The sequence below is a fragment of the Bradyrhizobium sp. NBAIM14 genome (assembly GCF_020193895.1).
Classification (GTDB): Bacteria; Pseudomonadota; Alphaproteobacteria; order Rhizobiales; family Xanthobacteraceae; genus Bradyrhizobium; species Bradyrhizobium yuanmingense.
Genome location: NZ_JADYVQ010000004.1, coordinates 113636 through 138679 on the forward strand (window position 1 = coordinate 113636; position 25044 = coordinate 138679).

The 25044-nt window shown below is 64.3% G+C and carries 23 protein-coding genes; 4 read left to right on the plus strand and 19 right to left on the minus strand.

Annotated elements, in window-relative coordinates:
• Nucleotides 1–12 precede the first annotated feature (12 nt).
• From I6F28_RS12310 to I6F28_RS12335, 6 genes are all read right to left on the minus strand, one after another.
• Nucleotides 13–840: a tetratricopeptide repeat protein gene (locus I6F28_RS12310; RefSeq protein WP_225139996.1), complete on the minus strand. Its 828-nt coding sequence runs from the start codon at nucleotides 838–840 to the stop codon at nucleotides 13–15.
• Entirely contained in the window at nucleotides 827–2548 is a 1722-nt protein-coding gene (gene ilvD / locus I6F28_RS12315; RefSeq protein WP_225139997.1) for a dihydroxy-acid dehydratase, read from the minus strand. Before ilvD ends, I6F28_RS12310 begins: the two co-directional genes overlap by 14 nt.
• Nucleotides 2549–4066: 1518 nt before the next feature.
• Nucleotides 4067–4324 (minus strand): hypothetical protein, encoded by a 258-nt coding sequence (locus I6F28_RS12320; RefSeq protein ID WP_036009816.1) that lies wholly within the window; start codon nucleotides 4322–4324, stop codon nucleotides 4067–4069.
• A gap of 121 nt (nucleotides 4325–4445) precedes the next feature.
• The gene (locus I6F28_RS12325) at nucleotides 4446–4658 is read right to left on the minus strand and encodes a hypothetical protein (protein ID WP_109143656.1); all 213 of its coding nucleotides are present in this window, start codon (nucleotides 4656–4658) and stop codon (nucleotides 4446–4448) included.
• A 151-nt stretch (nucleotides 4659–4809) separates the two neighbouring features.
• On the minus strand, nucleotides 4810–4986 hold the full coding sequence (locus I6F28_RS12330) for a hypothetical protein (protein ID WP_192893196.1): 177 nt from the start codon (nucleotides 4984–4986) through the stop codon (nucleotides 4810–4812).
• Between the two features lie 122 nt (nucleotides 4987–5108).
• Nucleotides 5109–6845 (minus strand): adenylate/guanylate cyclase domain-containing protein, encoded by a 1737-nt coding sequence (locus tag I6F28_RS12335; protein ID WP_225125264.1) that lies wholly within the window; start codon nucleotides 6843–6845, stop codon nucleotides 5109–5111.
• A gap of 317 nt (nucleotides 6846–7162) precedes the next feature.
• On the opposite strand from I6F28_RS12335, the gene I6F28_RS12340 reads away from it, so the two are divergent.
• Nucleotides 7163–9352 (plus strand): lytic transglycosylase domain-containing protein, encoded by a 2190-nt coding sequence (locus I6F28_RS12340; RefSeq protein ID WP_225139998.1) that lies wholly within the window; start codon nucleotides 7163–7165, stop codon nucleotides 9350–9352.
• 176 nt (nucleotides 9353–9528) lie between these two features.
• Here I6F28_RS12340 and I6F28_RS12345 read toward each other — a convergent pair whose 3' ends face one another.
• The 3 genes from I6F28_RS12345 to I6F28_RS12355 are packed head-to-tail and all read right to left on the minus strand — an operon-like array spanning nucleotide 9529 to nucleotide 10465.
• A complete protein-coding gene (locus I6F28_RS12345; protein WP_036031661.1) occupies nucleotides 9529–9891 on the minus strand; it encodes a hypothetical protein in 363 nt (120 codons plus the stop codon).
• Nucleotides 9888–10076 (minus strand): hypothetical protein, encoded by a 189-nt coding sequence (locus I6F28_RS12350; RefSeq protein ID WP_036009825.1) that lies wholly within the window; start codon nucleotides 10074–10076, stop codon nucleotides 9888–9890. The genes I6F28_RS12345 and I6F28_RS12350 overlap by 4 nt, the downstream gene beginning before the upstream one ends.
• Nucleotides 10073–10465, minus strand: a complete 393-nt coding sequence (locus I6F28_RS12355) for a hypothetical protein (RefSeq protein ID WP_225139999.1) — start codon at nucleotides 10463–10465, stop codon at nucleotides 10073–10075. The genes I6F28_RS12350 and I6F28_RS12355 overlap by 4 nt, the downstream gene beginning before the upstream one ends.
• Before the next feature lie 639 nt (nucleotides 10466–11104).
• Here I6F28_RS12355 and I6F28_RS12360 point away from each other — a divergent pair.
• The 3 genes from I6F28_RS12360 to I6F28_RS12370 all read left to right on the plus strand — a co-directional run bounded on the left by I6F28_RS12360 (nucleotide 11105) and on the right by I6F28_RS12370 (nucleotide 14241).
• Nucleotides 11105–13090 carry a PAS domain S-box protein gene (locus I6F28_RS12360; RefSeq protein ID WP_225140000.1) on the plus strand — a complete coding sequence of 662 codons (1986 nt, stop codon included), beginning with the start codon at nucleotides 11105–11107 and terminating at the stop codon, nucleotides 13088–13090.
• Nucleotides 13087–13758, plus strand: a complete 672-nt coding sequence (locus I6F28_RS12365; RefSeq protein ID WP_225133699.1) for a response regulator transcription factor — start codon at nucleotides 13087–13089, stop codon at nucleotides 13756–13758. The genes I6F28_RS12360 and I6F28_RS12365 overlap by 4 nt, the downstream gene beginning before the upstream one ends.
• Nucleotides 13759–13854: 96 nt before the next feature.
• Nucleotides 13855–14241: a response regulator transcription factor gene (locus I6F28_RS12370; RefSeq protein ID WP_109143649.1), complete on the plus strand. Its 387-nt coding sequence runs from the start codon at nucleotides 13855–13857 to the stop codon at nucleotides 14239–14241.
• Between the two features lie 55 nt (nucleotides 14242–14296).
• On the opposite strand, the gene I6F28_RS12375 is transcribed toward I6F28_RS12370, so the two are convergent.
• From I6F28_RS12375 to adh, 10 genes are all read right to left on the minus strand, one after another.
• Nucleotides 14297–15268, minus strand: a complete 972-nt coding sequence (locus I6F28_RS12375) for a tripartite tricarboxylate transporter substrate binding protein BugD (RefSeq protein WP_225140001.1) — start codon at nucleotides 15266–15268, stop codon at nucleotides 14297–14299.
• A 176-nt stretch (nucleotides 15269–15444) separates the two neighbouring features.
• Complete coding sequence (locus tag I6F28_RS12380) at nucleotides 15445–16686, minus strand: threonine synthase (protein WP_225140002.1); 1242 nt, start codon at nucleotides 16684–16686, stop codon at nucleotides 15445–15447.
• A 144-nt stretch (nucleotides 16687–16830) separates the two neighbouring features.
• Nucleotides 16831–18252, minus strand: coding sequence for a dihydrolipoyl dehydrogenase (gene lpdA / locus I6F28_RS12385; protein WP_225140003.1), 1422 nt, complete (start codon nucleotides 18250–18252; stop codon nucleotides 16831–16833).
• A 17-nt stretch (nucleotides 18253–18269) separates the two neighbouring features.
• On the minus strand, nucleotides 18270–18476 hold the full coding sequence (locus I6F28_RS12390; RefSeq protein ID WP_225124159.1) for a hypothetical protein: 207 nt from the start codon (nucleotides 18474–18476) through the stop codon (nucleotides 18270–18272).
• Between the two features lie 49 nt (nucleotides 18477–18525).
• On the minus strand, nucleotides 18526–19875 hold the full coding sequence (locus I6F28_RS12395; protein WP_036044339.1) for a pyruvate dehydrogenase complex dihydrolipoamide acetyltransferase: 1350 nt from the start codon (nucleotides 19873–19875) through the stop codon (nucleotides 18526–18528).
• A 62-nt stretch (nucleotides 19876–19937) separates the two neighbouring features.
• Entirely contained in the window at nucleotides 19938–20390 is a 453-nt protein-coding gene (locus I6F28_RS12400; protein ID WP_225112501.1) for a nucleoside deaminase, read from the minus strand.
• 2 nt (nucleotides 20391–20392) lie between these two features.
• Entirely contained in the window at nucleotides 20393–20695 is a 303-nt protein-coding gene (locus I6F28_RS12405) for a DUF5076 domain-containing protein (protein ID WP_008547332.1), read from the minus strand.
• Nucleotides 20696–20698: 3 nt separating this feature from the next.
• The gene (locus I6F28_RS12410; protein WP_074447972.1) at nucleotides 20699–22081 is read right to left on the minus strand and encodes a pyruvate dehydrogenase complex E1 component subunit beta; all 1383 of its coding nucleotides are present in this window, start codon (nucleotides 22079–22081) and stop codon (nucleotides 20699–20701) included.
• A 28-nt stretch (nucleotides 22082–22109) separates the two neighbouring features.
• A complete protein-coding gene (pdhA, locus tag I6F28_RS12415) occupies nucleotides 22110–23132 on the minus strand; it encodes a pyruvate dehydrogenase (acetyl-transferring) E1 component subunit alpha (RefSeq protein WP_036025165.1) in 1023 nt (340 codons plus the stop codon).
• Between the two features lie 265 nt (nucleotides 23133–23397).
• Complete coding sequence (adh, locus tag I6F28_RS12420; RefSeq protein ID WP_225140004.1) at nucleotides 23398–24915, minus strand: aldehyde dehydrogenase; 1518 nt, start codon at nucleotides 24913–24915, stop codon at nucleotides 23398–23400.
• Nucleotides 24916–25044: the final 129 nt, after the last annotated feature.

Below are 25044 nucleotides of genomic sequence, written 5' to 3' on the forward strand. Positions count from 1 at the left end.
CGCCTCAGCCGATCACTCCCGACGCCCCTGCACCCATTGCTCCAGCATTTGCAGGGCCATAGCGCGGTCGTCGTCGGAGGCCTTGGCGAAGGCGCGGTTGTAGCTTTCCTTGATCCAGACCTCGTCGGCACCGGCGCTGTCGCGCGCCAGCGTCAGCCACATCAGGCCGCGCGCGGCCTGCCGCGGCAGGCGGTCGCCGTTGAACAGCATCTGGCCGAGCAAGGCCTGGGCCTGGTGCTGGCCCTTCTGCGCGGCGAGGCCAAGCCAGCGCGCGCCATAGCGGTAGTCCTCGCGCGAGGCGTCCGGGGTCTTCAGGTACAGACGGGCGAGGTCGTACTGCGCGTCTGCATTGCCGAAATAGGATGCGGCATAGGAGAACATCTCGCGGGCGCGGTCCGGGTCGGCCTTGACCTTCGAATTCGGGATGCCGGCCAGATAGTAGCGGCCGAGGGCAACGAAGGCGTTGGCCACGATCTGCGCCTGCGGCGCCGACGGGCTGTCCTCGGCATGCGCGTTGGCGATCCGGCTGAAATATTCGAAGGCACGCAGATCGTCCTGGGCGACGCCGTCGCCGTTGGCGTACATGCGGCCGAGCTTCCACTGCGCGATGGGGTGGCCGCCCTCGGCGGCATATTGCAAGGCGCTGAGCGAGGTTTCCTGGGTTGCGACCTGCGGCGGAACCTTAGTGCGCACCGCACCCGCAGCGCCGGGCAAGGTCGTCACGACCGGGATGGTGGCGTCCTTCGGGTTGACCGGCGAACCGTCGAAGGCGAACGCCGGCACGGCCAGCGCAACCGCCCCCAACACAAACGCAACTGTGGCACGCCTAAATGTCCGCATAGCACTGTTTCTCGTGCGCGCCGCCCGGATGGGTCACTGCCCCCCCGACCGCCGGTCCAACTTGCTGAGCATATTTCCAGAGCGCACCCGACGTGTGGTTAGTCGCGCGGGCGCTCCATTTGGTTCTGCGCTGGGCGAGCTCGGCGTCGCTCAATTTTACGTTAAGGGTACCGGCCACCGCGTCGATCTCGATGACGTCGCCGTCCTCGAGCAGCCCGATCGGGCCGCCGACCGCCGCCTCCGGCCCGACATGGCCGATGCAGAAGCCGCGGGTGGCGCCGGAGAAGCGGCCGTCGGTGATGAGCGCGATCTTGCCGCCCATGCCCTGGCCGGTCAGCGCTGCCGTGGTCTGGAGCATTTCCCGCATGCCGGGACCGCCCTTCGGCCCCTCGTAGCGGATCACGATGACTTCGCCTTCGCGGTAGGTGCGGTTCTGGACCGCCTCGAACGCGTCCTCCTCACGGTCGAAGCACCTGGCCGGACCGGTAAACCTGAGGTTGGACATTCCCGCGACTTTCACGATCGCACCTTCTGGCGCCAAATTGCCCTTCAGGCCGACCACACCGCCTGTCACGGTGATGGGCTTGTCTGCCGGGTGCACCACGTCCTGGTGCGGATTCCATTTCACGCTCTTGAGGTTTTCGGCGATCGTGCGGCCTGTGACGGTAAGGCAATCACCGTGCAGGAAGCCGTTGTCGAACAGCGTCTTCATCAGAAGCGGTATGCCACCTACTTCAAACATGTCTTTGGCGACATAACGGCCACCCGGCTTCAAATCCGCGACATATGGTGTCTTTTTGAAGATTTCAGCGACGTCGAACAGGTCGAACTTGATGCCGACCTCGTGCGCGATCGCAGGCAGGTGCAGCGCAGCATTGGTCGAGCCGCCGGATGCAGCGACCACGGCGGCCGCATTCTCCAGCGCCTTGCGGGTGACGATGTCGCGCGGCCGGATGTTCTGGGCGATCAGGTCCATCACCTTCTCGCCCGCGGTCATGCAGAAGGCGTCACGGATCTCGTAGGGCGCCGGGGCACCGGCCGAGTACGGCAGCGCCAGCCCGATCGCCTCTGAGACGGTCGCCATGGTGTTGGCGGTGAACTGCGCGCCGCAGGCGCCGGCCGAGGGACAGGCGACGCGCTCGATCTCGTCGAGGTCCTCGTCCGACATGGCGCCGACCGAATGCTTGCCGACCGCCTCGAACATGTCCTGCACGGTGACCTGCTGCCCGCGGAAATTGCCGGGCAGGATCGAGCCGCCATAGATGAAGATCGAGGGCACGTTGAGGCGGACCATCGCCATCATCATGCCCGGCAGCGACTTGTCGCAGCCGGCGAGCCCGACGAGCGCGTCATAGGCATGGCCGCGCACGGTCAGCTCGACCGAATCGGCGATGCATTCGCGCGACGGCAGCGAGGAGCGCATGCCGTCATGGCCCATGGCGATGCCGTCGGTCACGGTGATGGTGCAGAATTCGCGCGGCGTGCCGCCGGCGGACGCGACGCCTTTCTTCACCGCCTGAGCCTGACGCATCAGCGCGATGTTGCAGGGAGCAGCTTCGTTCCAGCACGAGGCGACGCCGACGAAGGGCTGGTGGATCTGCTCGGTGGTCAGACCCATGGCGTAGAAATAGGACCGGTGCGGCGCGCGCGCAGGGCCTTCCGTCACGTGACGGCTCGGCAGCCTTTGCTTGTTGATCTTCGCGCCCATCGCAACCAGCTTCTCCGGCCAACCCTTTCAGACCCGAAAAATCAGAGCCAAGATTTGAATCGACCTTGGGATTTTCTCGTCGCCTTCGAAGACCGCCACTGCCCTTAAAACATTAGAGCGATTTTATTCATGTCCGGGTGTGGCCAAAAAGCGGCGGCGATGCGAACCGCCGGTGATAAGGGTTAAATCCGATGTGGGTGTTGCACAGACAGCACAATCGTTACCGGGAAGACACGGGTTTGCTTACGTGGATACCTCGCTAAAGTGACGATCGACAACCTGAGATCTTTCGGAAGGCACAGAACATCCACTCTGGACAACAGGCGGGCATTCCCGAAGTGAGTCGGCGGCAGCCCCACGCGAACCGATGCGCATCGCTCGTGTCCCGGACAAGTTGCAACGCGCGGGCGTTGCGGCGCGGAGTCGGCACGCCAGGCAACACGGCGATTGCGGATAGATGGGCGCCGGCTCGGCAGCGCACCGTTGAACCGGACGATGCTTCGCATCGCCGGGGGACGCTGCGCTGCGTCCAGGGCACGAGAGCGAAGAGTAGCGCTCGCTCTCTCCTCCTCGTCATTGCGAGGAGCCCTTGCGACGAAGCAATCCAGAATCCCGCCGCGGAAAGATTCTGGATTGCTTCCGCCTTCGCCAAAGGCTTCCGCGGACAAGTCGCTGCGCTCGCAATGACGGAGTGTGAGGCGACGCTGCGTTCTCCAAGTAACACTTGTCATTCCCCGCGAAGGCGGGGAATCCAGTACGCCGCGGCCTCTCGATTCAATCACTGGCGTCTCGGAGTACTGGATCGCCCGGTCAAGCCGGGCGATGACACCGAATGTGTGACGCAGACGTGCGTACTCGGCCTCGCGGCTGCTTCGCCCGAGCTTTGCTTCGTCTCGCTGCCCTCATAGCCAAGAGGGCGCAGGGAAGGCCGGGTGCCGGCTGGCACCCGCGGTCCGCTGCGCGAAAAGCACACGCAGGAAGAACCGCACAGCAGCATACAGGTGAAGCCCAACACACGGCCTTCCCTGCGCGATGGTCGGACGGCTTATGCCGCGCTCTCCCGGGAGCCGAGTTCCCTCTGGCCTCCCTCGCTCCCGCGAAAGTCGCCGGCACCGCGCCGGTTGACGTCAATGCCGCATTCGCCAGAGCTTGGCCGTAGCAACGACGGCCAGGACCACACGGTTTTGCCGTACGCGCGGTTCGTTGGCGCCGCAGGGTTCGACGGCGTTGTGCACGTTGCCATCGAAATGCCGGCGCGACGAACCTGACAGCGCCGCTCGTCCGTACGAAGCCTCGGGCTCACGGAGAGCAATCCGCCCTGCCCTCAGCTCTCGTACACGACGCTGCCGCGTCCACCGCAAGCCCGGCTCGCGACAATGACGACCTCATGATCGCCCCTCGAGATTGAGCCGGGATGGGCGACACATACGTCATTTCCGAATTTCGGTAAAGTGGAATATTTTAGAGCGGGCAGATTGACAGAGAAGCGAAACATCGACGAGACGGCGACGCCGAACATCAGGACCGCCCGCGCGAGCGTTGCGCCTGGGCCCAGGCGACAGCGACATCGCGTGGCGGGGCATCGACGCGCTTGATGGGGGTCAATTCGCCGGAGGCCGAGACGATCGCCGTTTCTTCGCGGCGGCAACGCGTGCAGACGAAGCGGACCTCGTGCGGCGACGCCGACCAGCTCGACCGTTTCACATTGGCCGCCATCGGCCAGGCATCGCAATGCGAGCACGACACCAGAAATCGACCGGGATCGAGCATACCCATTCCATTGGACTCCGCGTCCTGCCGCCTCCTTCAATGATTAATGCATGTGAATCGTTCCGGTGCTACAGCACCGCCGGCATTGGCTCGAGTGCCCTACCGGTTCCGCGCATCCGCAAAGTGCTCAGCGGGCGCCCTTGAGGGTGCAGGAGGTCGTGCAGGTGACCGTCGTGCCGCGGTCGCACGTTTTGCAGGCGCTGACGCACTGGTTCATGTCGCGTGGATTGTAGCTGTAGTTGCGCAACGGACAGGCCGGATTCGTCGAGCCGGTGATGTCCTGCTCCTGATCGCAGGCCGCCGTCATGAGCGCGAATATGATCACTGCAACGAGGCGCATGGGATTGCCCTGTCAGACATGGCAAATCACACTCACGAGGCGCGCTGCATTGCAGCGAACCCCGGCCTTCCCACCAACGAGTGTCGCCGACCGGCGATGCTCGCTTGCTCCAAGGATGCGCGCCAAACGTTAAGAACGGATTTCAGCCGGCTCAGGCCGCAGCCGTCGTCGCGATCGCCTGCCGGATATCGACGGCCAGCTGACGGTACTGTTCCCCGAGCTTCAAATAGAACTCGCGCTTGCTGCTGTCGGTGGCGAGCTTGGCGATCAGCTCGCATTCGGCGCTGAGCGTCTCGAACCGTTCCAGCCTGTCCTCGAGATGTGTCATCGGCGTGTCCCCATCAGACGCCTCATGGACACCCAACCTAAGCCCGGGAAATAGGTCACGGCGAACATCGTTATGGAGTAGCATCTTTTTTCCGGCGCGGCGTGCCGACCGCAAAGGCACGGCTATTTCTGCTCCAGCCGCCAGACGCCGTCCCAATCGGGATCCGGCGGATTGGCCACAAATTGAGCGATGCGGCCGAGCATCGTGCGCGAGGGGCCGTCGCCGGGGACCGCCTCGAGCGCCGCGTTGAAGGCGGCGCGGGCATCGTCGAAGCGCCGCGCACGATAGGCGGCGAGACCATCGGCATAATGCGTGCGCAAGCTCACTTGCGCATCGCTGAGCGCGCCCGGTCTCGCCATCAGCTCGAAGATCGCCTGCGGCGCGCTTTGGCCCGCGACCGCCAGACGATCGATCTCGCGCAATTCCAGGCGCGATCCGATCCCGTCCGCGGTCGCCTGCGAGATCAGGATGCGGGTGCCGTAGACCTTGTTGACGGCCTCCAGCCGCGAGGCGAGATTCACGGCATCGCCCATCACGGTGAAGCTCATCATCAGCTCGGAACCGATACTGCCGGTCAGGACCTCGCCCGTGGCGATGCCGATGCGAAGATCGCACGGCGCCGGCATGGCGCGGATGCCGAGCAGGTCCGGCAGCTGCTTCTGCAGCGCGGGCACCTGATCGGTCATCTCGACGGCGGCGAGCCCTGCGAGCAGACCCTGCTCCTCCTCCTCGATGAAGGGCGGCCCCCAATAGGACATGATGGCGTCGCCGATATATTTGTCGATGATCCCGCGATTGTTCCTGATGGGAGCAGACATCACGGTGAAGTAGTGGTTCATCACCTTGACGAGGCCGCGCGGCGTCATGCCCTCGCTCATCGAGGTGAAGCCGCTCATGTCGCAGAACAAGATGGTCATCACCCGGCGCTCACCGTCGATGGCGACCTCCGGCCGGTCGATCAGGCCCTGCACCACCTTCGGGTCGATGTAACGGCCGAAGGTCTCGCGAATGCGCTCGTTGTGCCTGAGCTGCTCGATCATGCGGTTGAAGGCGGCGGCGAGCTCGCCGATCTCGTCCTGTGTCGAGACGGTGATGGGCTTGTCGAACCGGCCCGCCTCGACCTCGCGGGCGCCGGCCAGCAGCAGGCGCACCGGTCGCGTAATGCCGCTACTCACCAGCAGCGCAAACACGAAGCCGACGATCGCCGCGAGCAGGGTTACGACCCCCGAGACGATGATGGTCTGGTGCTGGCGGCCGATCACCTGAGACGTCGAGAAATAGACCTGCGCCAGCATGTCGGCGCGGATCGCATCGACCTTCCGGTTGAACGCATCGCGCAGCGTGTCGAGGTGTTCCAGCGTGCCGCGGGCCGCGGCCATATCCTTGGCGTCGACCTGCTTGAGCAGTTTCGCATTGCCCTCGTCCAGATCGCGCCGCAGCTCGGTGACGGAGCTTTCGATCCGGACGTCGAGCCGTGCCAGCGCGGCGTTGTCGGAATACGTCCTGGGGTCGTCGATGATCGCGTTGATGAGCTTGCGAGCGGCCTCGGCCTCCCGCTCGAAATTGCGGTCCAAGGCCTCGAAGTCGCGAAGCCGCGCCGCGTAGGCCTCCTCGTCCGACGGCGCCTCCATCCTGGTCATCACCATCCGCCGCTGCGCCAGCGCCCGTTCCAGCGAGCGGATGTTCGCGCGCGCCAGATGGCTATAGGCCGGGATGTAGCGGTTGGTCAGCTCGTCGAGCAAAATGCCGACCTGGCTAGACATCACCATCGACAGGATCGAGGTGACCAGCATCAGGACGATCAATCCGAGCGCGATGCCGACGATCTTGCGCCGGATCGACTGGTTGAAAATCGGCATAGGTACAGGGCAAAGGTTGAAAGGATGAAGAGAAGGAACTCATACACCGGATTTCGCCGAGGGAACACGCGCAATCTGGCCGTTCCGGCGTCCTGTACCGTGCGCAATCGTCGCGCGAGTCCAGATCGTTAACAAAGGTTAAAGCCACTGCCTCTTCCGTCCTTTCGGAAGTTCCCCAGTTCCAATCCGTATTTTGCCGCATTGTTGCGACAGCCTGAGGATGCGACACGATGCCGACGCATCGTTCGGTACTTTGATTCGCAAGCCGCATGTCGCGGACCTTGGTTTGTAGTGGTTTTCGCAGGGGGGACCATCCAATGAACCAGTGCCTACGCTCGCTCGCGTGTGTCGTTGCCGTGGCCGCGATGGCCCTCCTTCCCACCGAGCTTGCGGCGAAGAGCAGTCAAAAATCATCCGCACCGAAGAAGACGCATGAGGCGAAAGCGGGCAAGCACCGCCACGCCTCCGCCGGCAAAGCGCGGCACGGCAAGCACGCCGAGGCCAAGCGCAAATCGAAGAAGGCGGTCGAGGAGCCCGCGGCCAAGCCGGCGCTGCCGCCGCTGACCGGCGATCTCGCCGCGCTGAAGGACGCCATCGACCTGACGCGCAAGGGCAAGACCGAAGACGCGAGCGCTGCGCGCGACCGCATCACGGACCCTGCCGGACAGAAGCTCGCCGACTGGTTCATGCTGCGCCATCCCGACAGTACCGCGAATTTCAAGCGCTACGCCGCCTTCCTCGCCGCCAATCCCGGTTGGCCGAGCAGCGCCCTGCTCCGCCGCCGTGCCGAGGCACGGCTGTGGCAGGAGAAGGCCGACGCGGCCATCGTGCACAAGTTCACGATGGATCGCCCGACCAGCGCCAAGGGCAAGTTCGCACTCGCGCGCGTCCTGCTCGCCGAAGGTGAGACCGACAGGGCTGCGCGGCTGGTCCGGGAAACCTGGCGCGCGGAGGAACTGTCCGAGCGGAGCGAAGAGGACTCCTATGCGGCGTTCGGCGACCTTCTGTCCGCCGACGATCACCGCGCGCGCATGGACAAGCGCCTCGGCGCCAAGGATTATGCAGGTGCGCGGCGCGCGGCGAAGCGGCTCGGCGAGGACGCGCTCGCGATCGTGAAGGCCTGCGCCGCCGTCACCGGCAAGGCGAGCAAGGCCAAGGATCTGCTCGAGGACGTCGCGGCCGAGGAGCGACGCGATCTCGGTTACGTGCTGTGCCGCGCGCAGTGGCATCTTCAGAACGACCGCATCGACGACGCGGCCGAGGTGATCCTCGCTGCCAAGCCCGACATGATGGCCGCGCAGGACACCGATGCCTGGTGGCGCGAGCGCCGCATGCTGGCGCGCAAGCTGCTCGATCAGGGCAAGGCCAGGATCGCCTATGACGTGGTGCATACGGCCGCGGTGCCGGAAAAGGAGGTCTACCGCGTCGACTATCACTTCATGTGCGGCTGGATCGCGCTACGCTATCTCGACGATCCCAAGACGGCGATGGTGCATTTCGCCTCGATCGACGCTGGCTCGTCCAATCCGATCGCGCTGTCGCGGGCGCATTACTGGCGCGGCCGCGCGGCCGAAGCCATGGGCGCGGCGGCCGACGCGCGCATGAGCTACCGGGCGGCGGCGCGCTATCACACCGCCTATTACGGCCAGCTCGCCCGCGCCAGGCTCGGCCTCGACGGCATCGAACTGCGTCCGCCCTCGCCGGTGCTGGCCTCGGCCGATGCGCAGCTTGCGGACGAGCGCGTGCGCGCCGCCGACATGCTCTACGGCATCGGCGAGCGCGACATGGTGTTCTATTACGCCGAGGATTTCGCCAAAGAGAGCACCGACGTCGCCGCGCTGGAAGCGCTCGGCGAGCTTGCGGGCCGGCGCAACGATGCGCGCGTGATGCTGGAGGTCGGCAAGACCGCGTTGGCGCGCGGGCTCGCGCTCGACCATTACGCCTTCCCGACCATCGGCATCCCCGAGCACAAGCAGGTCGCACCGGCGATCGAGACCAGCGTGATCTATTCGGTGGCACGCACCGAGAGCTCGTTCGAGCAGCGCGACAAGTCGCATGCCAACGCGGTCGGGCTGATGCAGGTGACGCCGGAAGCGGGACGCGACACCGCGAAGCGCTTCGGCCTGACTTACGACTGGGACAGGATGGTCTCCGACCCCGTCTACAACACGCAGATGGGCGCCGCCGAGCTCAGCGCGCTGTTCTCGGAATATCGCGGTAACCAGATCATGACCTTCGCCGGATACAATGCCGGCCGCGGCCGCGTGCGTGAATGGGTGCAGAAGCGCGGTGATCCCCGGGACCCCAACATCGATCCGGTCGACTGGGTCGAGCGCATCCCGCTGTCCGAGACGCGCAACTACGTCCAGCGCGTGATGGAGAACGTGCTGGTCTACCGGGCAAGGTTCGAGGGCAGCAGCATGATCGCCGGCAAGAGCGACCAGCGCGTGGTGACGCACGAGGCCAGCGCAACGGAGCCAGCGGCGGCCGCAGCACCCATTCCCTGATCAACGCCGCCGGGGCTGGACGCGGCGCCTGCAAGAATACGGTGCTGCGGCTTCTACGCGCGTGCAGCCGCGCAGCTAAAGCGCGATGCGATTAGGATGAATCGTCATCGCGCTTTACGTTATTGTTTGAGCATGATCGTTTCGGAAAACCGCTTCACACTTTTCCGGATCATGCTCTAGGTATCACCTCCTTCCATCGTGATCGGGTCGCGACTGTCCAAATAGGCGCCGGTCAAAGCTCTCGCGAAGGTCCAGGCAGTGATCGTGCAGCCCCAGCACCAGACGGCACTCATCACCGTCAACGTCTGGATCATGCTGCCAGCGGCGAGCTCGACCTTGCCGGCAATTGGTTCCGTCCGCCCAGGCACCGGCCAGTGCATGAACAGCGTGGAGAATTCGCCGCGCCGGTAACAATCGTCGTCACAGTAACGGCGCTGCGTCCGCGCATGGCGGACATAGCCGGAGCGGAGCGACCGCGAGCATGTGCTGCACGCGGCCGCGTGCAACGGCGGCTCGTGATTGACCACCACGAATTTCATGAAGCCGCTCTCACGCCATCTTTGGCGAGCGTCTCGCAGAACAGCGCGTAGCACTGATGATCGCAGTAAGGCAGACGGGTCGCGATCTCGCGCAAATAACTGCCGCTGATCGGCTCGCAGCACTGCATGCACGAGGTCTGCCGGAACGGGGTCCGGCCGTTGACCAGCACGAAAGCGAATCTCATGTGGCACCTCCCAAAGCGAAGCAGTAAACGCTGTCGAGCGGAGACAGTGCGGGCGGTGGAGCGCACAGATGATTCCGGCCGTCCGGATTATCCCTGTTTCGCTCCACCTTTTGCGGTGGGATCAGAATGTATCTCCCGTCCTCCCGGCGCCGCGCATAGATCTGGCCGTCGATGTACTTGATGTCGGTCGGATAACAGTCGGCGCTGTTGCAACAACTGAGGCTCGGGTTATCAGGCATGTGCCAGGTGGAATAGAACTTTTCGTGCAGCGCCTGGTCCCGGGGTGGGTGCTTGCGATGAACGGCACCGTGTCCCGTCTCCTGTGCCTGGCCGGCCGCGATGGGGGCGATGAGAACGATCCAGCAGAAGAGCTTGCATGAGCGGTTCAACGCACGGCCTCCCGGATCAACTCTCCAATCCAGCCTTATGCGACCTGGGCCCGAAACAACCACCGGCGGTCGCGTTCGCTTCGCGTGCGGAAACGATCAACGCACTTCTTGGAGCAGAGCGCCGTGCGCCAGGAATAGTAGCGGATCAGGCCAAACTTGCCGCCGCACACCGCACAGCCCTTGACTGAGGAGCAACTTTCGGACGCCGATGGGCGACGCTCAGGAAGTACCGACATATCGCACATTGCTGTCTCCCTCTGTTGCTTGCGCTTTTCTCGGCTGTTCGCTTCGACACTCCCGATGGTCGAGAGGCTAGTCCGCCGGGCACGAAACGCTCAATTGTACGGAGGTAAAATGGCCGACATGACTAGGCATGGAGGAGCTATACCTAAGTTTGTCCCGTATTCGCCCGGGCCCACGCGGCCCGAGTTCAACGAGACGGCGCACGACGCACCGGCTGCACGGTCACCGTGAACCTCGGCCGGCACGGTGTCCGTGAGGCGCCGCAATGGACCTGGCGGTGAGCGGACGGTCCAAAGGCGAACGTCATGACGGCCGACCCGACTTTGGCTGGAATTGCTCCTCTGGCCGCAACGTGCTCTACTCCTGTTCACGCAGAGAGTGCCGGGAGCGTCAGCGATGAAGCCTGGCCGGGCAGCGACGTTCGGAAAGTCAGCCGCGCAATTCCTCGTCGGCTGCTTGAGGCAAACTGTTCCCGCCAAGCAGCGCACCGATGCCAATGCCGCCGACTTGCTCGAGGCGGTCAAGCAATGGCAGCAGGTCTTCGAGCACACGCCGGTCATGTACTTCATGGTGGATCCGGCCGGTACCGTGATCAACGTGAACACATTCGGCGCCGAGCAGCTGGGCTACACGCCGGCGGAGTTGATCGGCCGATCCGTGCTGGATGTCTTCCTCGCGGAAGATCGCGCCACTGTCCGCGCCTGTGTCGCGTTGTGCCTCAAGACCCTTGATCAGTCACACACCTGGGAGATCCGGAAGGTTCGCAAGGACGGCTCGATGTTATGGGTGCGCGAGAACGCCAAGGCCATGCTGCGAGCCAATGGCGGGCCGATCGTGCTGGTCGCCTGCGAGAACATCACTGAGCGGAAGGAGGCCGAGAACGCGCTGCGACAGAGCGAGGCTTATCTCGCCCAGGCGCAGGAATTGAGCCACACTGGTAGTTTTGGCTGGAAGGCCGCAACCCGCGAGATCACCTGGTCCAAGGAGACCTATCGCATCTTCGAATGCGAGGAAGGGACGAAGCCCGCGATCCCCTTCATGCTCCAGCGGATCCATCCGGAGGACCGGCTCGCCGTGCAGCAGACGACGGGCCGGGCGGCGCGCGAGGGCAAGGACTATGATCACGAATACCGGCTGGTGATGCCCGACGGTTCCATCAAATACGTCCGAGCGGTGGCACGGGCAACGCGAGATGCGAGCGGTCGCGTTGAGTTCGTCGGATCGGTAACCGACATCACCGCTACCAAGGAGGCAGAACGCAGGCTTCGTGACAGCGAGCAGCGCTTTCGCGATTATGCCGAAACTGCGTCTGACTGGTTCTGGGAAACCGGGCCGGACCACCGGGTCACCCAGATATCCGAGCACTCCGATACCAACACCGCCCCCGCAGGCCTGATCGGGCTCGCGCGTTGGGACATTGCGCCCGACGCCGCTCTCGAGCCCGAAAAATGGCGACAACATCGAGCGGCGCTCGACTCCCACGTCCCGTTCCGCGACTTGGTGTACCGCAGCAAAGACCGTAGTGGGCAGCCGATCTACGTCCGGACCAGCGGCAAGCCCTTCTTCGACGCGGACGGCACTTTCCTGGGCTACCGTGGCGTTTGCACGGACGTAACCGCCGCCATCCGGGCCAACCAAGCCGAAGACGCGCTGCGCAAGGCCCAGGCCGAGCTCGCCCATGTGACACGTGTCACGACACTGGGTGAGCTGACCGCTTCGATTGCGCACGAAATCAATCAGCCGCTCGCTGCAGTGATCGCAAACGCCGACGCCTGCCTCGCCTGGCTGCAACGCAGTCCGCCGGATCTCAAAGCGGCCCGCCGCTCGGTCGAGTGGATCATCGAGGACGGCAGGCGTGCCGGCGACGTGATCCGTCACGTTCGGGCGCTCGCCAAGCGTTCTGACATCGAGATGGTTCCGCTCGACGCCAATGCGGTCGTGCGGGAGGCCGTCGCGCTGGTTCAACGCGAGATGGCCAGCCACGCCGTGTCCGTCCGCATGGAGCTGTCGTCGGCACTGCCGAGGATCTTTGGCGATCGCATCCAATTGCAGCAGGTCCTGATCAACCTGATCATGAACGGGATCGAGGCCATGGCAGACGTCCACGATCGCCCGCGCGAGCTGGCGATTCGCTCACAGGCGAGCGGCGATAGCGCGATGCAGGTGAGCGTTTCCGACTGCGGAACCGGCATCAGCGAACAGGCGATAGACCGCCTGTTCACGCCGTTCTTCACCACGAAGTCCTCCGGCATGGGCATGGGCCTGTCGATCTGTCGATCGATCATCGAGGCCCATGGCGGGCGACTTTCCGCCATATCAAACCAGGAGCGCGGCGCGACTTTTCAGATCACCTTGCCCCTCCACCGAGAGGAAGCATCGTGACCGAGCGCGCGGACTCTTCGCCGCCGCAGAAGGACGGCGATCAGCCCCTTGTCCTCATCGTCGACGACGACGCGTCCATGCGCCGTGCGCTCACCAATCTGTTCGAGTCGGTCGGTCTCAAGGTCGAAGCATTCGGCTCGGCGCCGCAGCTCCTGCAGGCCAAGCCGCCAGACGTCCCGAGCTGCCTGGTGCTCGACATCCGCCTGCCCGGAACGAGCGGCCTCGAGCTGCAGGCCGACCTTGCAAAGGCAAATATCCACACGCCTATCATCTTCATTACCGGTCATGGCGATATCCCCATGACGGTTCGGGCCATGAAGAGCGGGGCGATCGACTTCTTGACCAAGCCGGTCCGCGATCAGGACATTCTCGACGCAGTTCAGGCCGCGATCGAGCGAGACCGCAAGCGCCGCGACCTCAACAGGTTGGTCTCGACGGTCAGATCACGCTTCGAGTCACTGTCCTCGCGGGAGCGAGACGTATTGTCACTGGTGACGTCCGGCCTGATGAACAAGCAGGTCGCCGCCCAGCTCGGATTGGCCGAAATCACCGTCAAGATCTACCGCGGCCAGATCATGCGGAAGATGGGCGCGAAGTCGCTGGCCGATCTGGTGAGAATGAGCGAGGCGCTCGGGATCGGCCCGAACAAGCCCGATGCACAAACCTAAGTATGAGTTTCCAATCGTGACCGGCAGGTCCACCTTGCGCCTTTATGTTCTAGCCGTGGCGACGGCAAGCGTAATTCCCGGCGAGGAGCGGACGTCTTGTCAGTGGCTTCGGTCATCTCGGTGCTTGACGACGACCCCTACGTTCGGGCCGCGATCAACAATCTCCTGGAATCGCGCGGATACAACGTCCACACATTCGCCTCGGCGGAAGAGTTCCTGAGCTCGACCGATTCGAGCGACACCTCGTGCGTGATCGCCGACGTGCAGATGCCGCTGATGAGCGGAATCGATCTGTTGACGCAAATGCGGGCGCAGGGGTCGGCTACGCCGTTCATATTCATCACAGCTTTCCCGGATGAGGGCGTGCGTGTGCGGGCGCTCGATGCGGGCGCAATCTGTTTTCTCGGTAAGCCGTTCGCCGCCTCGGATCTGATGCAATGCCTGGACCGTGCGCTGGCACCAGGTCACCAAACCACGTCGTGAGCGCCCCGCCGCCAGCAAACGCGGCGGTGACGCCGCGAGGAGTGCGCCGCCCGGTTCAATCCACCTTGATGTTCGCCGCCTTGATGATCGGCCACCATTTGGCGATCTCGGCCCTTTGCCGCGTGCCGAGCGCTTCGGGCGTGAGCTGATCCTTGGGTGTCATCTCGAGACCCTGGCTTTCGAGCTGCTTGCGCACCGCAGGATCGTTCAGCGCCTCCACGGCCGCGGCGTTGAGCTTTGCAACGATCTCCTTCGGTGTGCCCTTCGGCACCCACATGCCCGACCACAGCGTCATGTTGAAGCCTTTCAGGCCCGCCTCCTCCGCGGTCGGGATCTCGGGTGCGGAGGCGAGGCGTTTGTCGTCGGTGACGGCATAGGCGCGGATGGTGCCGGCGCGGACCTGGCTGATGGAATTGGAGGTCTGGTCGACGATGATGTCGATCTGGCCGGCGATGAGATCGTTCAATGCCGGTGCAGTGCCGCGATACGGCACGAATTGCAGCTTGATGCCGGAGACGCTCTCGAAATAGACGCCGGCGATGTGGCTGCCGGAGCCCGCGCCGGCCGTGCCGGCGGTCGGCGGCGACGGCCGCGACTTCAGCCAGTCGATCAGCTCCTTCAGCGAGGTCGCCGGCACCGCATTCTTGCTGACCACGATCATCGGGTTGCTCGGCAGCAGCACCACCGGCTCGAGGTCGGCAACGAGGTCGAATTTGAGCTTGTAGACGGCGCCGTTGGCGACGTGGGTCCCGAGATGGCCGAACGAGATGGTGTAGCCGTCGGGCGGCGATTGCACGGCACGACCGACACCGATCGAGCCGCCTGCTCCGGTGACGTTCTCGACCACGACCGGCTGGCCCAGCGGCACCCGCATACGCTCGGCGAGCACCCGCGCCATTGCGTCCGAAGGGCCCCCGGCCGCGAACGGCACGACGATGGTAATGGGACGCGAGGGAAAATCGTCGGCGCGCGCGGCGCCTGCAACAGCGAGAACAGCAATCAGCGCAGCCCAGAAGGCCTTCTTCATTGTCTTCTCCCCAGTGATGTCTTTTTCTTCACCTCGCCCCGCTTGCGGGGAGAGGTCGAATTGCGAAGCAATTCGGGTGAGGGGGAGTCTCCGCGAACTCAACTGTCACTGTGTTTGCGGAAGCAGCCCCTCACCCCGACCCTCTCCCCGTAAGAACGGGGAGAGGGAGAAGCAAGTTAGAACTTCGAATAGTCAATCGGCTTGTGGCGATCGAGCGTGCGGGTGACCGGCGGCAGCGGATATTTCAGGCCGGTCGCGCAGTTGAACAGCATGACGCGATCGGTCTTGCTGACCCGGCCGTCGGCGAGACTTTCCTTGTAGGCGGCGTAGGTCGCGGCACCCTCGGGGCAGAGCAAGAGCCCCTCCTCGCGCGCGACCTCGTTCAGCGCCGCCGAGATCTTGTCGTCATCGACGGCAATGGCAAAACCTTTGCTCTCGCGCACGGCACGCAGGATGAGGAAATCGCCGATTGCCTGCGGCACGCGGATGCCCGAGGCGATGGTGTGTGCGTCCTCCCAGCGCGTCGCATGCTCGGTGCCGGCGTCATAGGCGCGTACCATCGGCGCGCAGCCGGAGGCCTGCACCGCGACCATGCGCGGGCGCTTTGAGCCGATGAAGCCGATCTTCTCCAGCTCGTCGAACGCCTTCCACATCCCGATCAGGCCGGTGCCGCCGCCGGTCGGATAGAAGATCACGTCGGGCACGTCCCAGCCGAGCTGCTCGGCGAGTTCGAGGCCCATCGTCTTCTTGCCCTCGATGCGGTACGGCTCCTTCAAGGTCGAGGTGTCGAACCAGCCGACCTTGGCCTTGCCCTCGCCGACGATCTTGCCGCAATCGTCGATATAGCCGTTGACGCGGTAGACGGTCGCGCCCTGCAGCTCGATCTCGCTGACGTTCACTTCGGGCGTGTCAGCCGGGCAGAAGATCGTGGTCTTGATGCCGCAGGACGTGGCGTAGGCCGCCAGCGCCGCGCCGGCATTGCCGTTGGTCGGCATCGCCATATGCTTGATGCCGAGCGCCTTGCCCATCGACACCGCCATGACGAGGCCGCGCGCCTTGAACGAGCCGGTCGGCAGCCGTCCCTCGTCCTTGACGATGATCTCGCCGCCGCCGAGTTTTGCGCCGAGCTTCGGCAGCCGGACCAGGGGCGTCGTGACTTCGCCGAGCGAGACAATGTCCTTGCATTTGCGCACGGGCAAGAGCTCGCGGTAGCGCCACATGTCGCCGGGGCGCTGGGCGAGCGCATCCTTGGTCAGCGCCTTCTTCACGCCCGCGAGGTCGTAGCGTACCAGAAGCGGCTTGCCGGCCTTGGAGAGGTTGTGAACCTCGTCGGCCGCGTAATGATCGCCCTCCATCGCGCATTCGAGATGGGTGACGAAGGTCGGACGTTCGATGGTGAGATTGTCGTTGTCGTGCATGGGATGATTTCCTTCTTGTTCTGCAAACAGCTCTCTCTGCTCGTCATTGCGAGCGAAGCGAAGCAATCCAGAATCTTTCCGCAGCAGCAGTCTGGATTGCTTCGCTTCGCTCGCAATGACGGCGGCGGGCGACGCGCTCGCCCCTCAAATGTTCAACACCCGTCCATACGCATCCAGCACGGCTTCCTTCATCATCTCCGACAGGGTCGGATGCGGGAAGACCGTGTGCATCAGCTCTTCTTCCGTCGTCTCCAGATTCATGGCGACGACGTAGCCCTGGATCAGCTCGGTGACCTCCGCGCCGACCATGTGGGCCCCGAGCAGTTGGCCGGTCTTCTTGTCGAAGATCACCTTGACCAGGCCCTGGTCCTCGCCGAGCGCGATCGCTTTGCCATTGCCGACGAAGGGGAAGCGGCCGACGCGGATTTCGCGGCCGCTCTCTTTCGCTTTGGCTTCAGTGAGGCCAACCGAGGCGACCTGAGGGTGGCAATAGGTGCAGCCCGGGATCATGTTCTTGTCGAGGGGATGCGGATTGAGGCCCTTGATCGCTTCGACGCAGATCACGCCCTCATGCTCGGCCTTGTGCGCCAGCATCGGGGGGCCGGCAACGTCGCCGATGGCGTAGATGCCGGGGACGTTGGTCTTGCCGTAGCCGTCGACCACGATGATGCCGCGGTCGGTCTTCACGCCGACTTTTTCCAGGCCGAGATTCTCGATGTTGCCGACGACGCCGACCGCCGAGATCACGCGCTCGAACTCTGATGTGACAGGCTTGCCCTTGCCGTCGTCGATGGTGGCGAGGACGCTGTCGGCCTTCTTCTCCAGCTTGGTGACCTTGGTCGAGGACATGATCTTGATGCCCTGCTTCTCCAGCCGCTTGCGGGCGAGGCCCGCGATCTCGGCGTCCTCGACGGGCAGAATCTGCGGCAGCACCTCGACCACGGTGACGTCGCTTCCCATGGTGTGGAAGAACGAGGCGAACTCGATGCCGATCGCGCCGGAGCCGACCACCAGCAGCGACTTCGGCATCCGCTCCGGCACCATCGCCTCGAAATAGGTCCAGACCAGCTTCTTGTCCGGCTCGAGGCCGGGCAGCACGCGCGGCCGCGCACCGGTGGCGACGATGATGTGCTTGGCCTGGTAGGTCCCCTCGCCTAGCGCGCCCTTCGGGCCCTCGACGTCGGACTTCTTCACCGTGACCTTGCCGGGCGCATCGATCGAGGCCGCGCCCCAGATCACGCTGACCTTGTTCTTCTTCATCAGGAAGCCGACGCCGTCATTGAGGCGCTTGGAGACGCCGCGCGAACGCTGCACCACCGCCTTCGGATCGAACGAGACCTTCTCGGCGGAGAGCCCGTAGTCCTTGGCGTGCTGCATGTAGTGGTAGATCTCGGCCGAACGCAGCAGCGCCTTGGTCGGAATGCAGCCCCAGTTGAGGCAGATGCCGCCGAGATAGGATTTTTCGACGATCGCGGTCTTGAAGCCGAGCTGCGCGGCGCGGATGGCGGTGACATAGCCGCCGGGGCCGGAGCCGATGATGATGACGTCGAAGGATGTGTCGGCCATAGCGGCTCCCGTTCAACTCAAGAAGCGCCGCGGGCGCGGCGCTTGACCAGAAAAGACCTCACCAGCCATTCGAGCAGCACCACCAGGACTATGATGGCAAGCGCAGTGAGCACGATCGGCTGGGCGATGTTCCGTGCCAGCTGCTCGCCGGCAAAGAACGCAGAGTGAAGAAAATCGAGCCCGACGGGGTTGAGCGCGACGATGACTCCGAGCAATAGCGATATCCATGGCCAGCGGGTCCGGACATGCAAGGTCGCCCCCTCTGCCGCCGCTTCAGACCATCATCATCACGGGGTTTTCGATCAGCTGCTTGAACGCGCCGATCAGCTCGGCGCCGAGCGCGCCGTCGATGGCGCGGTGATCGCAGGACAAGGTCACGCTCATCATGTGCGCGATCTCGATCTTGCCGCCGCGCACCACGGGACGCTCCTCGCTGGTGCCAACCGCAAGGATCGTGGCATGAGGCGGATTGATCACCGCAGTGAAGTGGCTGATGCCGTACATGCCGAGGTTGGAAACGGCCGTGGTGCCGCCCTGGTATTCCTCCGGCTTGAGCTTGCGCGAGCGGGCGCGCGCGGCAAAATCCTTCATCTCGTTGGAGATGGTCGAGAGCGTCTTGGTCTCCGCTTTCCGGATGATTGGCGTGATCAGGCCGCCGGGCATCGCGACGGCGACGCCGACGTCGGAATGGTGATGCTTGACCATGCCGCTTTCGGTCCAGCTGACGTTGCAGTTCGGGATCTTCTGCAGCGCGACCGCCATCGCCTTAATGACGAAATCGTTGACCGAGATCTTGTAGAGCGGCTTCTTCTCCTTGTCCTTCGGCGCGGCGGCGTTGATCTCCTCGCGGGCAGTGAGCAGCTTGCCGATGTCGCAGTCGATGGTGAGGTAGAAGTGCGGGACGTTCTGGATCGATGCGGTCAGGCGCTGGGCGATGGTGCGGCGCATGCCGTCATGCGGGACGATGTCGTAGGAGCCGGGCTCGAACAGCGACAGGATCTGCTTGTCCGACATGGTCGGCGCGATCGCAGGCGCGCCTGACGGTGCCGCGGCGGGCGCTTTCAGACCCTTGCCGGACTTGGCCTGCTCGACGTCGCGGGCGACCACGCGGCCGTGCGGACCGGTGCCGGCGACCATGGCGACATCGATGCCGGCCTCCTTGGCGAGACGGCGCGCCAGCGGCGACGAGAATACACGGCCGCCATGACCATTGGCTTGCGCTGCCGGAGCTGCAGCCTGCTGCGCGGGTGCCGCGGCGGGCGCAGCAGCTTTCGGTGCGGCAGGCGCAGGCGCGGGAGCCGGCGCAGCGGGAGCCTCAGCGGCCTTTGGCGGCGCGGCCGAGGCGCTGGGCTTGGCGCTACCCGCAGCCTTCACGTCCTCGCCCTCGCCGGCGAGCACGGCGATCACGTCGTTGACTGGGACATCCTGCGTACCCTCTGGCACCAGGATCTTGGCGATCGTGCCTTCGTCGATCGCCTCGACCTCCATGGTCGCCTTGTCGGTCTCGATCTCGGCGATGACGTCGCCGGACTTGACCTTGTCGCCCTCCTTCTTCAGCCACTTGGCGAGGTTGCCCTTCTCCATCGTCGGCGAGAGAGCGGGCATCAGGATGTTGATGGGCATGCTGACCTCAAGAAGAACTTCTCAAAAACGTCGTCCTCGATGTGAAGACGAACAGACCAGGTTTAGTTGCCGATGTCGCCCTGCCACAGGCGCTCATTGGTTGGGATGGAACGCCAATTCTTCATCATGGTGATGGAGCGGTCGTCGGCAAGGTCGATCCACGGAATCCCGAACTTGTCGAGAATGTCCTTGGAGCCTTCGAAGGTGACGGATTCCCCGATCACCACCAGCTTGACCTTGAACAGCGCGAGCGCGCCGGCGCACATCGAGCAAGGCGACAGCGTGGTGTACATGACGGTGTCGTGGAACGAGATCGCGCCGGCCTCGCGCAGGCAGCTCATCTCGCCATGCAGGATCGGATTGTTCTCCTGCACGCGGTTGTTGTGGCCGCGGGCGATGATCTTGTTGTCGCGCGTCAGCACCGCGCCGATCGGCAAGCCGCCCTGCGCGATCGAGGCTTCCGCCTCGCGGATCGCCTCCAGCATGAAATCGTAATGATGGGCTTCGATCGCCATGGTCAGTGCCCCTTGCCACGTGGCGTGGTGGTGCCCGTGTCGGTGGGACGCTCGATCTCGGCCTGGAACATGTCGAGGATCCGGTTCAGCGCGTCCTCCTCGGTATATTCGCTCTCGCGCGCATAGGCGCGCGCGGCATGACGGGCGAGATCGACGAGCAGGAGGCCCCACATGTCCGGCTCCTCGAAGGCGCGCTGGAACGCCATCGACAGCCCACCATCCAGGACGAACACGCGCAGGATCTCGACCGCGTCGTCGCGGGTCATGACGTCTGGCGGCAGTGGCTGCTCCTTGGGGCCTGCCATGATCTACCTGTAGCAGACGGCTTTGGCGGCTTCGACGACGTCCGCCGCCGAGGGCAGCGCGAGCTTCTCCAGGTTCGCGGCATAGGGCATCGGCACGTCCTTGCCAGACACGCGCGTCACCGGCGCATCAAGATAGTCGAAGGCGTTCTCCATGATGCGCGCGGCGATCTCGGCGCCGACGCCGCTCTGGGCCCACCCCTCTTCCACCGTAACCGCACGTCCCGTTTTCTTCACGGAGTTGATGATGGTCTCCGTGTCCATCGGGCGCAGCGTGCGCAGGTCGATCACCTCGGCCTCGATGCCGTCCTTGGCGAGCTCGTCCGCAGCCTTCAGCGCATAGGTCATGCCGTTCGACCAGGAGATGATCGTGACGTGACTGCCGGCGCGCACGATGCGCGCCTTGCCGATCGGAATGATGAAGTCGTCGAGCTTCGGGACTTCGCCAGTGTGGCCGTACAGCACCTCGTTCTCGAGAAAGATCACCGGGTTGGGATCGCGGATCGCAGCCTTGAGCAGGCCCTTGGCGTCCGCGGCGGAATACGGCGCGACCACCTTGAGGCCCGGGACGTGCGAATACCACGCCGAATAGTCCTGGCTGTGCTGGGCGGCAACGCGCGCGGCCGCACCGTTCGGACCGCGGAACACGATCGAGCAGCCCATCTGGCCGCCCGACATGTAGAGCGTCTTGGCCGCGGAGTTGATGATCTGGTCGATCGCCTGCATGGCGAAGTTAAAGGTCATGAACTCGACGATCGGCTTGAGACCGGTCATCGCGGCACCGACGCCGACGCCCGCGAAGCCGTGCTCGGTGATCGGCGTGTCGATCACGCGCTTGGCACCGAACTCCTGAAGCAGGCCCTGGGTCACCTTGTAGGCGCCCTGATATTCGGCAACTTCTTCGCCCATCACGAACACGTCCGCGTCGCGGCGCATCTCTTCGGCCATGGCATCGCGCAGCGCTTCGCGGATGGTCTGCGTCACCATTTCGGTGCCGGCGGGGACTTCCGGATCGGGCTCGGCGACGGCCTGGGGAGCAGGCGCGGCTTTCGGCGCGGGCGCCTCGGCCTTTGCTGCGGCCGGCGGCGCGGACTCCGCAGCCTTCGCCGCCGCTGCGGGTGCCTTGGCGAGATCAGCCGCGCTCTCGCCGTCGGCGAGAATGGTCGCGATCGGGGTGTTCACCGCGACGTCGGCGGTGCCCTCGGGGATCAGGATCTTGCCGAGCGTGCCCTCGTCGGTCGCCTCGACCTCCATGGTCGCTTTGTCGGTCTCGATCTCGGCGATGACGTCGCCGGACTTGATCGTCTCGCCCTCTTTCTTCAGCCATTTGGCGAGGTTGCCCTTCTCCATCGTGGGCGACAACGCGGGCATCAGCACTTGAATTGGCATATCTTCTCCAAAGAAAGCTTGCGCGCGTTCAGCGGTACACGTCGGTCCAGAGCTCGGCGGCATCCGGCTCGGGATCATGCTGGGCGAAATCGGCGGAGGCGTTGACGATGTCGCGCACTTCGGCGTCGATCGCCTTGAGATCGGCCTCGCTGACCTTGGCGGCGAGCAACCGATTGCGAACCTGCTCGATCGGATCCTGGTCGTGGCGAACCTTCTCGACCTCCTCGCGCGTACGATATTTTGCAGGATCGGACATCGAGTGGCCGCGATAGCGATAGGTCTGCATCTCCAGGATGAAGGGACCCTTGCCGCCACGGCACCAGGCCGCCGCCTCCTCGCCCGCCGCCTTCACGGCGCGGACGTCCATGCCGTCGACCTGCTTGCCCGGGATGTTGAATGACGCCCCGCGCTTGGAAAAATCCTGCTGCGCCGAGGCGCGCGAGACCGAGGTGCCCATGGCGTAGCGGTTGTTCTCGATGACGTAGATCACCGGCAGCTTCCAGAGCTCCGCCATGTTGAAGCTCTCATAGACCTGGCCCTGATTGGCCGCGCCGTCGCCGAAATAGGTGACGCTGACATTGTCGTTGCCGCGATAGTGGTTGGCAAAGGCGAGGCCGGTGCCGAGCGAGACCTGGGCGCCGACGATGCCGTGACCGCCGTAGAAGTGCTTCTCCTTGCTGAACATGTGCATGGAGCCGCCCTTGCCCTTGGAATAACCGCCGCGACGTCCCGTCAGCTCGGCCATGACACCGTTGGCATCCATGCCGGTCGCGAGCATGTGACCGTGGTCGCGATAGCCGGTGATGACCTGATCGCCCTCTTTGAGGGCCATCTGCATGCCGACCACCACGGCCTCCTGGCCGATATAGAGGTGGCAGAAGCCGCCGATGGCGCCCATGCCGTAGAGCTGGCCTGCCTTTTCCTCGAAACGCCGGATCAGGAGCATGTCGCGGAGCGCCTTGAGTTCCTGCTCCTTCGTGAATTCCGGGGGCGAACCGCCGTCGGTCTTGTCCTGTGGAGCGCTTGCGGCGGCTTTCTTGGGTGCGGCCATGGGAATTCCGGGTCAGAGAAAACTTTCGCCCTCTCTAACCCAAGTCAAACGCCCTTGGAAAGCACCGCGGCGGCATGGCACGACTTTCATTATGCCGCACTGCAACGTGATCGAAATATTGCAAAATCTTTGGCGCTGATCGGGCAACAAATCTATGAGCGCCATCGCGCGCGCATATTCGTGACCGGATCAAGAACGGTGCACGACGCCAATCCCGACATGCGGAGCGGACGGCGCCGAAGCGGCGCCGCCCTCTCCGATCCGATCAGAAGAAGCCGAGCTTCTTCGGGCTGTAGCTGACCAGGAGGTTCTTGGTCTGTTGGTAATGATCGAGCATCATCTTGTGGGTCTCGCGCCCGACGCCCGACTGCTTGTAGCCGCCGAAAGCCGCATGGGCGGGATAGGCGTGGTAGCAGTTGGTCCAGACCCGGCCGGCCTGGATCTCCCGGCCGAATCGGTAGCAGCGATTGGCGTCGCGGCTCCAAACGCCGGCACCCAGGCCGTAGAGCGTGTCGTTGGCGATCGCGAGCGCCTCTTCGTCGGTCTTGAAGGTCGTGACCGAGACGACGGGGCCGAAAATCTCCTCCTGGAAGATTCGCATCTTGTTGTGGCCCTCGAACACGGTCGGCTGGACGTAGAAGCCCCCGGTGAGATCGCCGCCGAGATCGGCGCGTACGCCGCCGGCCAGCACCTTGGCGCCCTCCTGCTTGCCGATGTCGATATAGGAGAGGATCTTGCTGAGCTGCTCGCTGGAAGCCTGCGCGCCGATCATGGTCGTGGCATCGCGCGGATCGCCCTGCTTGATCGCGGCGACGCGCTTGAGCGCCCGCTCCATGAAGCGGTCATAGATGTCGGCGTGGACCAGCGCCCGGCTCGGACAGGTGCAGACCTCGCCCTGGTTCAGCGCGAACATGACGAATCCCTCGATCGCCTTGTCGAAGAAATCGTCGTCCTCGGCGGTGACGTCCTTGAAGAAGATGTTGGGCGACTTGCCGCCGAGCTCTAGCGTGACCGGAATAAGATTCTGGCTGGCATATTGCATGATCAGCCGGCCCGTCGTGGTCTCGCCGGTGAAGGCGATCTTGGCAATGCGCGGGCTCGACGCCAGCGGCTTGCCGGCCTCGAGGCCAAAGCCGTTGACGATGTTGAGGACGCCTGCTGGCAGCAGGTCGGCGATGACCTCGGCGAAGACCATGATCGAGGCCGGGGTCTGCTCGGCGGGCTTGAGCACCACGCAATTGCCGGCGGCCAGCGCCGGCGCGAGCTTCCAGCAGGCCATCAGAAGCGGGAAGTTCCAGGGAATGATCTGGCCGACCACGCCGAGCGGCTCGTGGAAATGATAGGCGATGGTGTCGTGGTCGATCTCGCCGATCGAGCCTTCCTGGGCGCGGACGACACCGGCGAAATAGCGGAAATGGTCGATCGCGAGCGGCAGGTCGGCGGCGCGCGTCTCGCGGATCGGCTTGCCGTTGTCCCAGGTCTCGGCAATCGCGAGGCGCTCGAGGTTCTCTTCCATGCGGTCGGCGATCCGGTTCAGGACCGCGGCGCGCTCGGCGACGCTGGTGCGGCCCCAGGCGGACTTGGCGGCATGCGCCGCGTCGAGCGCTGCCTCGATGTCCTGCGCGTCGGACCGCGCGATCTTGCAGACGACCTGGCCAGTCAGGGGCGAGGCATTGTCGAAATATTTCCCGGAGATCGGCGCGACGAACTTGCCGCCGATGAAATTGTCGTAGCGTTCGGCAAAGGGCACTTTGGTGACGCTGAGGAATTCCACCTTGTTCATTGATCACTCCCGATGTTGCTGTTTGCGCTTTGTCGTCGCCTGTTTGCGACTTGCGCCGACGATGATGCGGGAGGCGATGTCTGTCAGCCCGGGCGGACGCGATGGCGGAGCCGACCTGTCGCAGAACTG

What these genes read in the sequence shown, in the direction of transcription:
- I6F28_RS12410 (WP_074447972.1), bottom strand. Translation starts at nt 22,081, where the DNA reads ATGCCAATTCAAGTGCTGATGCCCGCGTTGTCGCCCACGATGGAGAAG.
- pdhA (WP_036025165.1), bottom strand. Translation starts at nt 23,132, where the DNA reads ATGGCCGCACCCAAGAAAGCCGCCGCAAGCGCTCCACAGGACAAGACC.
- I6F28_RS12325 (WP_109143656.1), bottom strand. Translation starts at nt 4,658, where the DNA reads ATGCGCCTCGTTGCAGTGATCATATTCGCGCTCATGACGGCGGCCTGC.
- I6F28_RS12360 (WP_225140000.1), top strand. Translation starts at nt 11,105, where the DNA reads ATGAAGCCTGGCCGGGCAGCGACGTTCGGAAAGTCAGCCGCGCAATTC.
- I6F28_RS12375 (WP_225140001.1), bottom strand. Translation starts at nt 15,268, where the DNA reads ATGAAGAAGGCCTTCTGGGCTGCGCTGATTGCTGTTCTCGCTGTTGCA.
- I6F28_RS12335 (WP_225125264.1), bottom strand. Translation starts at nt 6,845, where the DNA reads ATGCCGATTTTCAACCAGTCGATCCGGCGCAAGATCGTCGGCATCGCG.
- I6F28_RS12345 (WP_036031661.1), bottom strand. Translation starts at nt 9,891, where the DNA reads ATGAAATTCGTGGTGGTCAATCACGAGCCGCCGTTGCACGCGGCCGCG.
- I6F28_RS12350 (WP_036009825.1), bottom strand. Translation starts at nt 10,076, where the DNA reads ATGAGATTCGCTTTCGTGCTGGTCAACGGCCGGACCCCGTTCCGGCAG.
- I6F28_RS12330 (WP_192893196.1), bottom strand. Translation starts at nt 4,986, where the DNA reads ATGACACATCTCGAGGACAGGCTGGAACGGTTCGAGACGCTCAGCGCC.
- I6F28_RS12405 (WP_008547332.1), bottom strand. Translation starts at nt 20,695, where the DNA reads ATGGCAGGCCCCAAGGAGCAGCCACTGCCGCCAGACGTCATGACCCGC.
- I6F28_RS12340 (WP_225139998.1), top strand. Translation starts at nt 7,163, where the DNA reads ATGAACCAGTGCCTACGCTCGCTCGCGTGTGTCGTTGCCGTGGCCGCG.
- lpdA (WP_225140003.1), bottom strand. Translation starts at nt 18,252, where the DNA reads ATGGCCGACACATCCTTCGACGTCATCATCATCGGCTCCGGCCCCGGC.
- I6F28_RS12310 (WP_225139996.1), bottom strand. Translation starts at nt 840, where the DNA reads ATGCGGACATTTAGGCGTGCCACAGTTGCGTTTGTGTTGGGGGCGGTT.
- I6F28_RS12395 (WP_036044339.1), bottom strand. Translation starts at nt 19,875, where the DNA reads ATGCCCATCAACATCCTGATGCCCGCTCTCTCGCCGACGATGGAGAAG.
- I6F28_RS12400 (WP_225112501.1), bottom strand. Translation starts at nt 20,390, where the DNA reads ATGGCGATCGAAGCCCATCATTACGATTTCATGCTGGAGGCGATCCGC.
- ilvD (WP_225139997.1), bottom strand. Translation starts at nt 2,548, where the DNA reads ATGGGCGCGAAGATCAACAAGCAAAGGCTGCCGAGCCGTCACGTGACG.
- I6F28_RS12320 (WP_036009816.1), bottom strand. Translation starts at nt 4,324, where the DNA reads ATGGGTATGCTCGATCCCGGTCGATTTCTGGTGTCGTGCTCGCATTGC.
- I6F28_RS12380 (WP_225140002.1), bottom strand. Translation starts at nt 16,686, where the DNA reads ATGCACGACAACGACAATCTCACCATCGAACGTCCGACCTTCGTCACC.
- adh (WP_225140004.1), bottom strand. Translation starts at nt 24,915, where the DNA reads ATGAACAAGGTGGAATTCCTCAGCGTCACCAAAGTGCCCTTTGCCGAA.